This window comes from Coleofasciculus sp. FACHB-712 (assembly GCF_014695635.1).
Lineage (GTDB): Bacteria > Cyanobacteriota > Cyanobacteriia > Cyanobacteriales > FACHB-T130 > FACHB-T130.
Genome location: NZ_JACJOQ010000245.1, coordinates 1 through 8754 on the forward strand (window position 1 = coordinate 1; position 8754 = coordinate 8754).

The following is an 8754-nucleotide window of genomic DNA, read 5'->3' on the forward strand; positions in this document are numbered from 1 at the left end:
ACACCGTAGAGGAGACCATCGGCTGGTCGAAAGTCAATCCCTAGCACAGTCCCATCAACCCCTGCAATCTTTACGGTGCTAGAAATCTTGGAAAGTTTGCGGTTAAAGAAAACTAGGCTGTTATCGTCGTTCAGACCAATCAGCTTCATGGTCGCTGCCTGTGCGGGTTTGGCAATGCCGAGCAGATCGAACATCGTAGCTACAGTTAATGCAGCGATCGCTGTACCAAGCTTAATTAGTTTCATGGGTAGTTCTCCAACTGCTAATTTTTTCTAGTTTTTTCAGCCAAGCTCAACAAGTAACTAAAACTACGCAAATATGCTTAGTTTTAACGGTGATTGACAATGACTGTGTACTGTACGGAGGAACTATCACTACGGTTTTCGGTCACAGTCCATCTTTACAAACTCTTTAATTAGCAGCCTCTTTTGGCTCAAAAGATGAAGTTTTGATGAAGTTTTGATGAAATGCTTGTTTAAACTACGCACGGTAAAACTACAGAAAACAGAAGTTTTTGGTTTGTGTTTCCAGGCAGTGTGGCATTAGTTACAAAGCTTTTCAAAACCAATACTCAGAACACCTTCGTTAGAGCCACGTTTTTATAAAGCGCAGTGAGGCGGTTGAACTCGGTTCTAGCAGAGACGGTGTCAGATTGGTTTGGGGTTTGAGCGCTTAGTGCAATTTATGACCGGAATGAGCAATATTCGGGATGCGATCCCCTTCCCTCGTGCGCCATTAACTGTAGATTTTTAAGAGATGATTTAGTGCGATCGCTTATTCTTGACTTGGTTGGCGAGGAAGCGATCGCTTTTGATATTTTCAATTTTAGGGTGGGCATTGCCCACCCTAATTATTATTGCGTTAGCTTCGTGGCTTATTCAGTTTTGTTGTCTTGCTTTTGAGGCATCATAAGTACGAAGACTTTGTTATATTCCGCCAAAGCGAGAATGAGAACAGCGATCGCTAAAATGATTGCTGTTGGTACACCTCCAGTTTTCACTAAGGTAACTGTGTCTAATTGTCCGAGAGGTGACGCGATCGCAGATTCGGTTGTGCAGACAAATTGTTCCGGTTTGGCTTGTGCTGGTTGACAATGCAGTAGCTGCGTTGCCTGGGACTGCTGTTGGACATTCTGCTGGATTTCCGGATACTGGTTCATAATTAGCTTAAATTCCCTACGTTTGTTTATATGACCATAATTACCGGAAACTCAGGCTTTGTAAGTAGGCAAGAGTAGGAAGCTTCCTCGCCTTATCCTGTTGTAGGAAAAAGTAGGTTAAGGTGGTTTGTAGGTAAAAAGTATTCTATTATCTTTAAACTACCCCCTAATCATTACATTGATGAACTCAGAAGATGCCTTTTACTTCATTAATGAGCTATTTTTGAAAGCGCGGCAATCTAGCTTAAATGAATGTGAAAAGGATGTCATTTGCGGAACCTGGGAAGGTAAGACTTATCAAAAGATTAGTGATGAAAAACACCGAGATTTTCAATATGTAAAAGAAACTGGGTCAGCCTTATTTAATAAGCTAAGTCAACTCTTAAGAATAAGTATCAAGAAAAACAACTTTAAACCAACCATAGAGCAACTATGGAAACAGCAGTCTATAAAAGTTCTGTCTTCCTCAGAACCACTTCTATTAGCGAATCGGGAGGAATCAGAGCAAACTTCTATATCACAGCCAAACAAAAATTTCGTACAGCATCAAAATTCGATCACCAATCCCTTTTTTCCCCAACAAGGCAGAGTGGACGATGTGCAACAGTTCTTTAACAGAGATCGCGAAATCCGGCGAGTATTCGAGGTTCTCGATAGCGGTAGCAGTGTTGCTCTAATCGGAGAGGAGGGGATCGGCAAGTCCTCTCTGCTATGGAAAATTTGTCAATTGGCGGAAAGTCGCCTGCATTCGCCACGTCAAGCAGTTTTCCTAGACTTGAATCTAGTTCATGATGAAAATGACTTTTACTGTGCTTTGTGTCACGAGGTTGGTATCCCTGAAAGTAACGGCTATAGCCTAACTCGCAATTTGCGCGATCGCAGAATTTTACTGGCTATAGATAATGTGGGGAAGATGACCTGGGAAGGCTTTACTCGTGGAGTACGCGATCGCCTGCGCGGTTTAGCCGAGGGCGGCAATGCTCCTCTGAAGCTGATTTTAGCGGCTAGCGAACCTCTGGATAGTCTGTTTAACGATAGTCAGGATGAAGGCAAGACTTCTCCGCTTGCTGGCATTTGCCAAGAAGAGAACCTAAGACCTTGGGACGAAGCTAACGCCCGTGCTTTTATTGAAGCGCGTCTTGCTGTAAGTTCGGTGCGTTTTACTCAGGAGGAAATCATTCAGCTAGTGCAGGAAAGCGACGGACATCCCCGGCGATTGATGCAGCTGTGTTATCAAGCTTATGTTCGGTATATAGAGGGTGGGGAATGAACCTCTTGCAACCGTCAATCTACGCCCACAGACTGAATGGGGCTACACAAACAAAACCTGCCTACGCAGGTTTCAAGCACAATTTTCTCTTAGTCCGCGTAGGCGGACTTGGTTTGTATAGCCGCGAATTCATTCGCCAGGTATTTTTACCAGAAGTTTATTACCTGGAAGGTGTGTAATGAGCCAACCCCAACCTGTTCCCCGCTTGGATTTAGCCCCCAAGCTGAATCGACCCCTCTCCTTGTGGAATCCACTGGATTACCTGCGCTTGTTGTACTGGGTCTTTTTCTTTCCCCAGGCTTTGCTGTGGTATGTATATACCTTCGGAGGTGGATATATCCGCAACAAGGAAATGAATTGGCGTAAGGGATTGGAGTTGCTACGTCAAAATGCTATCCAGCGTCAGTTGCTTCTACAAGGGTTGGTATTGACAGTTATTATCCCCTTAGCCTTATGTAGACTGCTTGAGCAGATAGGTTTTGATATTGATTGGCGTGGCGTGGCGCGAGGCGTGGCGGTAGGCGTGGCGGTAGGCGTGGCGGTAGGCGTGGCGGGAGGCGTGGCGGGAGGCGTGGCGCGAGGCGTGGCGTTTGGCGTGGCGGTAGGCGTGGCGGTAGGCGTGGCGGTAGGCGTGGCGTTTGGCGTGGCGGTAGGCGTGGCGGTAGGCGTGGCGGTAGGCGTGGCGGTAGGCGTGGCGGTAGGCGTGGCGTTTGGCGTGGCGTTTGGCGTGGCGGTAGGCATGGCGGGAGGCGTGGCGGTAGGCATGGCGGGAGGCGTGGCGGTAGGCGTGGCGGTAGGCGTGGCGGTAGGCGTGGCGGTAGGCGTGGCGTTTGGCGTGGCGGGAGGCGTGGCGTTTGGCGTGGCGGTAGGCGTGGCGGGAGGCGTGGCGGTAGGCGTGGCGGTAGGCGTGGCGTTTGGCGTGGCGGTAGGCGTGGCAATCCTGCGTCCAGAAAGCTGGCTGATTGGCTTACCTTTAAACCTGCGATCGCTCCAGAATGGTAGCTGGCTACTCCCCCGCATAACTCCGCTTCCCCTACCCTATCTTGCTTTTCGCTTGCAGAATTGGCTGCAACAGGATTGGGAAACAGGTTTGCATAATACTAATCAATTGCTGGCATATACCCTGCAATTCATTTCGGTTGTTGAAGCCGTCAATAAAGTACTTGCCAAAACCCCATCAGAGCAAGTTATATGGCGTGTCTCTCGATTGGCTGAAGCTCCTTTTGATTGGAAATTAGTCGGTTTTTGTTCAGCTTCCCTAAAAGAACAAATCCAGTTAAAACTTGTTAGAGGCTTTTTATTCTTTCGTTATTTGAATGAGACATTATCTTCTTTAACAGTAGACACTCGATTAGATACCCCTGCTCGTGCTGCTGCTGCTGGGTTCTGGTACCTGCATGAAAAAGAACCAGCAAAAGCGATGGAGGCTTTTGCAGTAGTGCCTTCTCTTCTCTACGGAGAGGAAATGTTCGCCCTCTCCCAAACCTTAGCAGCCTTTCACGATGCTAAGGTTTGGGCGAGTATTGCTGCCCTGCAAATATCAGCCTCTCCAACAGAACCCTTATTACGCCCGACAACTTGGCAAGCAATTACCTCTTTAAGCCGAGTCGTTGAGGATGTGCGCTTAGTTCAGCGTAGTCTCTCCAAATCTACCCGATCCTTCGCCCTCAACCGTGCATTAGGAGAACTCAAAACGACTCTAAACAATAGCGATTCTTTACCCAACGCCGAGCGAGATTTGCTCGTAAACATTACTAAAACTTGGCAAGAAGCGCTGCTGAATATCGCGGGTGAGGTGGGGGAAATTTCCATCACCAAGCCTGTGACTAATCCCTATGTGGTTGGCGATCCAGTTGAGGGGAATCTCTTTGTCGGGCGGGAAGACGTACTCAGACAGCTAGAAGAACTCTGGGTTATGGGTCATCAGCTGCAATCTGTCGTTCTCTTTGGACACCGACGCATGGGCAAAACCTCCATCCTCCTGAACGCTGCAAACTGTTCAGGCTCAGGGGTAAAAGTAGCCTATGTCAACCTGCTGCGTTTAGGAGATAGCGCTCAAGGTGTTGGCGAAGTGCTGATGGCAATCAGTGATGCAATTTCTGAAAAGGTAAGTTACACACCTCCATCTGATGAGGATTTGCTAAACCTTCCCTACCGCACCTTTGAACGCTATTTGAAACAGGTTGAAACACTTCTTAGCGGTGGCTTAATCGTCGCCCTAGACGAGTTCGAGAAAATCGAAGACTTGATTGAAGCCGGAAAAATTTCTCCAGACTTTATGGGGTTTCTGCGGGGGCTGGTGCAAATGAGTTCCAAAGTCGCCTTCGCCTTTGCGGGTTTGCACACCTTGGAAGAGATGACAGCCGATTACTTCCAACCCTTCTTCGCCAGCGTCATCCCCATCCACGTTGGCTTCCTGCAACCTGGGGCTACCCGTCAGATTCTCGCCAACCCCGATGAAGACTTCCCCCTCGACTACACCCCCGAAGCCCTAGACCAAATCTACGCCCTCACCGCAGGTCAACCGTATTTAGTTCAGCTAGTGGGATTCCAGCTCGTTCGCCGCTACAATGATTTTGTTTTCGAGCAAGGACGCCCCCGCAGTCCTGTTTTCACCATAGAGGACGTGGAAGCTGTCATCAACGATCCTGAGTTTTTCAAGCGAGGACGCTACTACTTTGATGGCGTTTGGGGTCAAGCGGCGCGGGGTGCCTCTGGTCAGCAGGCGGTACTAACAGCGATCGCTCCTCACCCAGAAGGGCTAAACATACACGCGATCGCTCTTACCACTGATATAGACGAGATAACTCTAGAAGAAGCTTTGAAAACTCTGAAGCGCCATGATGTAGTTCAGGAGACTGAAGGGCACTGGCACATCATTGTAGAACTATTTCGCCGCTGGGTTTTGGGCTTTTAGCGCAACTTTTGGGCAACATACTCCCCGCAATACGAACACGCCCAACCTGCCTTCGCTAATTAAAAATATCGTCAAGTGAACTAGAGCGATCGCACTCCTAAATCTGTAAGCGCGATCGCGATTCAAATTTCTTGAAAAAAAGCTGGTGACAAGATTTGAACTTGCGACCGGCTGATTACAAATCAGCTGCTCTACCCCTGAGCTACACCAGCAATCAATGTATAGAATAGCAATTTTTGAATTAAATATCCAGTCCTTTCAGTATTAATACTCAATTCAATTTTAGAAAAACGAGTCTTATAAATTACTCGGCTGATTTGGGTTGGAGTAGCGAACTGACAAGTCAGCGCGAGGCTAACGCCTCGCTTCGCTGGTTTCATGCCCAAAGGGCTATACGCGATCGCCCTCGCCTTCATCTTTGCCAAACCTCTGGCTGAAATTTCCTTGCGTAACTAGACACAAACGTTCTCAGTTGCTGTAGGATGTATGTTCGTAACCATAAATTACGGTATCCCGACCGACTTACCGGGGATAAAAGGAGAGCGTTTCATGCGTTTGTGGCAAATTACTCGGCTTAAGGCACTTCAACCGTGGAAACAACAGACAGCCAGATGGCTAAAGGTCACTTCCCGGAAGGGTTTTGTGTCTATGTTCCTGTTGGGGATGAGTTTAAGCGTAGCGATCGCATCTTGCGCCCCCAGCAACTCTAATTCCCCGACAACTACTGCTCCAGGTAGTGCTAGTCCCGCGGCAAAAACCGGCGATGCACAAGTAACCCTCGTCTCCTACGCAGTGACTCGCGCCGCCTACGAAAAAATTATTCCCCAGTTCACTGCTAAGTGGAAGCAGGAACGCAACCAAAACGTTACCTTCAACCAAAGCTATGGTGGATCTGGCTCCCAAACCCGTGCCGTAATCGATGGTTTAGAGGCGGACGTTGTAAACCTGGCTCTCGCTCTTGATACCGAGAAGATTGAGAAAGCCGGGTTGATTGAAACTGGTTGGGAGAAAGAAGCACCGAATGGTGCAATTGTCACCAGATCTGTTGCAGCACTGGTTACTCGCGAGGGCAATCCTAAAGGAATTAAAACCTGGGCAGACTTAGCCAAAGATGGCGTGCAAGTCATTACAGCTAACCCCAAAACTTCTGGTGGCGCTCGCTGGAACTTCTTAGGTTTATGGGGTTCTGTGACCAGAACGGGTGGTGATGATGCTAAAGCCCAAGAATTGGTCACTAAAGTTTACAAGAATGTCCCCGTGCTACCGAGAGACGCCCGCGAAGCCAGCGATGTCTTTTTCAAGCAAGGGCAGGGAGATGTTTTAATCAACTATGAAAACGAAGTAATATTGGCTGGACAAAACGGTCAGAAACTGCCTTATGTCGTGCCCGATACGAATATCTCCATCGATAGCCCTGTCGCCGTTGTGGACAAAAACGTTGACAAACACGGCACAAGAGAAATTGCAGAAGCGTTTGTCAAGTTTCTGTATACCCCAGAAGCCCAACGAGAATTTGCCAAGGTGGGATTCCGACCCGTTGATCCGACAGTAGGGGAAGAAGTCGCGAAGCAGTATACCCCAGTTAAAACTCTCTTCACCGCTCAAGATTTAGGGGGCTGGGACGAGATCCAGAAGAAGTTTTTTGATGACGGAACAATTTTTGACAAAATTCAAGCTGGTGGCAGATAAAGACTGACTAGGAGCTAATTGCTAATTGCGTCACGATCAACCAACAAAAGATTAAGATTCGTTAGCAATTAGCCACCAGTAAAACCAAGAACAAGTACCAAATTTCATCATCCTTATAATCCTGGATACTTTCCTATGGCTGTATCGGCTCCTCCTCAACAAACTTCTGTGTCGAAAAACCCATTTCACCAGATAACCAGTATGTCCTGGCCTTGGCGGATTACTTTGGGGTATCTCACCTTCATGCTTATCCTGCCCGTGTCTGCTCTTCTGTTGAAAGCAAGTACAGAGAAACCGATTGATTTTTGGAGGATTGCTACCAGTCCCGTCGCTCTTGCGACCTACGATGTCACCTTCATCACAGCCTTGATTGCGGCACTGCTGAATGGGGTGTTTGGCGTTTTGATTGCTTGGGTTTTGGTTCGCTATGAGTTTCCATTCAAACGGTTCATTGATGCAGCCATTGATTTGCCTTTTGCGCTGCCTACTTCAGTCGCGGGTTTGACACTGGCAACGGTCTACAGCGAGAACGGTTGGATTGGTTCCCTGCTAGCACCTTTGGGGATTAAGGTGGCATTCACGCGATTGGGAGTGGGGATCGCGATGGTGTTTATCTCCTTGCCATTTGTGGTGCGAACCTTGCAGCCTGTATTGCAAGAAATGGAGCATGAAATTGAAGAAGCCGCTTGGTCTTTGGGAGCCTCTAAATTTCAGACCTTTTGGCGGGTTGTTTTGCCACCTTTAATGCCAGCAATTTTAACAGGTGTAGCGTTGGGATTTGCCCGTGCTGTTGGAGAATATGGCTCGATCGTAATTGTGGCGGCGAATATACCCTTTAAGGATTTAATCGCATCAGTGTTGATTATTCAGCGATTGGAACAGTATGACTATTCAGGAGCAACGGTGATTGGCACCGTCTTATTAGTAATTTCGCTGTTAGTTCTAATCGTAATTAATCTTTTACAAGCGTGGGGACGACGGTATGAACTCTAATGTAGCAGGGAAGTCTTTTAATCCAGATTCAAAAACGCCTCAAGTCTCCTCAATCCAGAAGGAAAAAAGCTGGGTAAAATTTGTTTTGATTGGGGTAGCGATCGCTTACTTAGCTGTGATTCTGTTCATTCCAGCCATCAACGTCTTTGTGCAAGCATTTAAGGGAGGGATTGGCCCCTTTATACACAATCTGACGGAACCCAACTTTCTTCATGCTGTAAAGCTGACTATCTTGATCGCCCTAATTGTCGTACCGATGAATGTCGTGTTTGGACTCTGTGCAGCCTGGGTGGTCGCACGACATCGATTTCGGGGTCGAACCTTTCTCATCAGCCTTTTAGACATCCCCTTTGCCGTATCCCCAGTCGTCGCTGGACTGATGATCGTGCTGCTCTATGGACGCAATGGTTGGTTTGGGTCGCTGCTAGCGGCAGCAAACATAAAAATTATTTTTGCCGCGCCTGCAATGATATTGGCGAGCGCATTTATTACGATGCCTTTTGTCGCCCGTGAAGTGATTCCCGTTTTGGAAGAAGCTGGTTCAGATCAAGAAGAAGCGGCTAAAACGTTGGGTGCGAATGACTGGCAAATCTTCTGGCGCGTCACTCTGCCGAATATTCGCTGGGGTCTCCTCTACGGCGTCATTTTGACCAACGCCAGAGTCATGGGCGAGTTTGGTGCCGTCTCGGTTGTATCTGGCAATATTGCGGGCAAAACTCAAACCCT

The 8754-nt window shown here is 47.9% G+C and carries 8 protein-coding genes, 1 tRNA gene and 2 pseudogenes; 7 read left to right on the top strand and 4 right to left on the bottom strand.

What is annotated here, in order from left to right; genetic code table 11:
• Positions 1 to 245: pseudogene (locus H6F50_RS07060) on the bottom strand (DUF4394 domain-containing protein); the annotation flags it as partial.
• A 409-nt stretch (positions 246 to 654) separates the two neighbouring features.
• On the opposite strand from H6F50_RS07060, the pseudogene H6F50_RS07065 reads away from it, so the two are divergent.
• A pseudogene (locus H6F50_RS07065) lies at positions 655 to 753 on the top strand (amino acid--tRNA ligase-related protein); the annotation flags it as partial.
• A gap of 121 nt (positions 754 to 874) precedes the next feature.
• On the opposite strand, the gene H6F50_RS07070 reads toward H6F50_RS07065, so the two are convergent.
• Positions 875 to 1159, bottom strand: coding sequence for a hypothetical protein (locus H6F50_RS07070; protein ID WP_190427900.1), 285 nt, complete (start codon positions 1157 to 1159; stop codon positions 875 to 877).
• A gap of 181 nt (positions 1160 to 1340) precedes the next feature.
• Here H6F50_RS07070 and H6F50_RS07075 point away from each other — a divergent pair, with 181 nt between their 5' ends.
• The 3 genes from H6F50_RS07075 to H6F50_RS07085 are packed head-to-tail and all read left to right on the top strand — an operon-like array spanning position 1341 to position 5346.
• Entirely contained in the window at positions 1341 to 2429 is a 1089-nt protein-coding gene (locus H6F50_RS07075; RefSeq protein ID WP_190427902.1) for an ATP-binding protein, read from the top strand.
• On the top strand, positions 2426 to 2608 hold the full coding sequence (locus H6F50_RS07080; protein ID WP_190427904.1) for a hypothetical protein: 183 nt from the start codon (positions 2426 to 2428) through the stop codon (positions 2606 to 2608). Before H6F50_RS07075 ends, H6F50_RS07080 begins: the two co-directional genes overlap by 4 nt.
• Positions 2608 to 5346 carry an ATP-binding protein gene (locus H6F50_RS07085; protein WP_190427906.1) on the top strand — a complete coding sequence of 913 codons (2739 nt, stop codon included), beginning with the start codon at positions 2608 to 2610 and terminating at the stop codon, positions 5344 to 5346. The genes H6F50_RS07080 and H6F50_RS07085 overlap by 1 nt, the downstream gene beginning before the upstream one ends.
• Positions 5347 to 5486: 140 nt before the next feature.
• On the opposite strand, the gene H6F50_RS07090 is transcribed toward H6F50_RS07085, so the two are convergent.
• Positions 5487 to 5558, bottom strand: a tRNA-Thr gene (locus H6F50_RS07090).
• Positions 5538 to 5771 carry a hypothetical protein gene (locus H6F50_RS07095; RefSeq protein WP_190427908.1) on the bottom strand — a complete coding sequence of 78 codons (234 nt, stop codon included), beginning with the start codon at positions 5769 to 5771 and terminating at the stop codon, positions 5538 to 5540. Before H6F50_RS07095 ends, H6F50_RS07090 begins: the two co-directional genes overlap by 21 nt.
• 124 nt (positions 5772 to 5895) lie before the next feature.
• On the opposite strand from H6F50_RS07095, the gene H6F50_RS07100 reads away from it, so the two are divergent.
• The 3 genes from H6F50_RS07100 to cysW all read left to right on the top strand — a co-directional run.
• Complete coding sequence (locus H6F50_RS07100) at positions 5896 to 7035, top strand: sulfate ABC transporter substrate-binding protein (RefSeq protein ID WP_190427914.1); 1140 nt, start codon at positions 5896 to 5898, stop codon at positions 7033 to 7035.
• A 135-nt stretch (positions 7036 to 7170) separates the two neighbouring features.
• Complete coding sequence (gene cysT, locus H6F50_RS07105; protein WP_190427910.1) at positions 7171 to 8028, top strand: sulfate ABC transporter permease subunit CysT; 858 nt, start codon at positions 7171 to 7173, stop codon at positions 8026 to 8028.
• Positions 8018 to 8754: sulfate ABC transporter permease subunit CysW (gene cysW, locus H6F50_RS07110; RefSeq protein ID WP_190427912.1), on the top strand; the 737-nt coding region annotated here is incomplete at its 3' end. The genes cysT and cysW, both read left to right, overlap by 11 nt.

Excerpts from the sequence above, each read along its gene's own strand:
- H6F50_RS07070 (WP_190427900.1), bottom strand. The coding sequence starts at position 1,159 with ATGAACCAGTATCCGGAAATCCAGCAGAATGTCCAACAGCAGTCCCAG.
- H6F50_RS07075 (WP_190427902.1), top strand. The coding sequence starts at position 1,341 with ATGAACTCAGAAGATGCCTTTTACTTCATTAATGAGCTATTTTTGAAA.
- H6F50_RS07080 (WP_190427904.1), top strand. The coding sequence starts at position 2,426 with ATGAACCTCTTGCAACCGTCAATCTACGCCCACAGACTGAATGGGGCT.
- H6F50_RS07085 (WP_190427906.1), top strand. The coding sequence starts at position 2,608 with ATGAGCCAACCCCAACCTGTTCCCCGCTTGGATTTAGCCCCCAAGCTG.
- H6F50_RS07100 (WP_190427914.1), top strand. The coding sequence starts at position 5,896 with ATGCGTTTGTGGCAAATTACTCGGCTTAAGGCACTTCAACCGTGGAAA.
- cysT (WP_190427910.1), top strand. The coding sequence starts at position 7,171 with ATGGCTGTATCGGCTCCTCCTCAACAAACTTCTGTGTCGAAAAACCCA.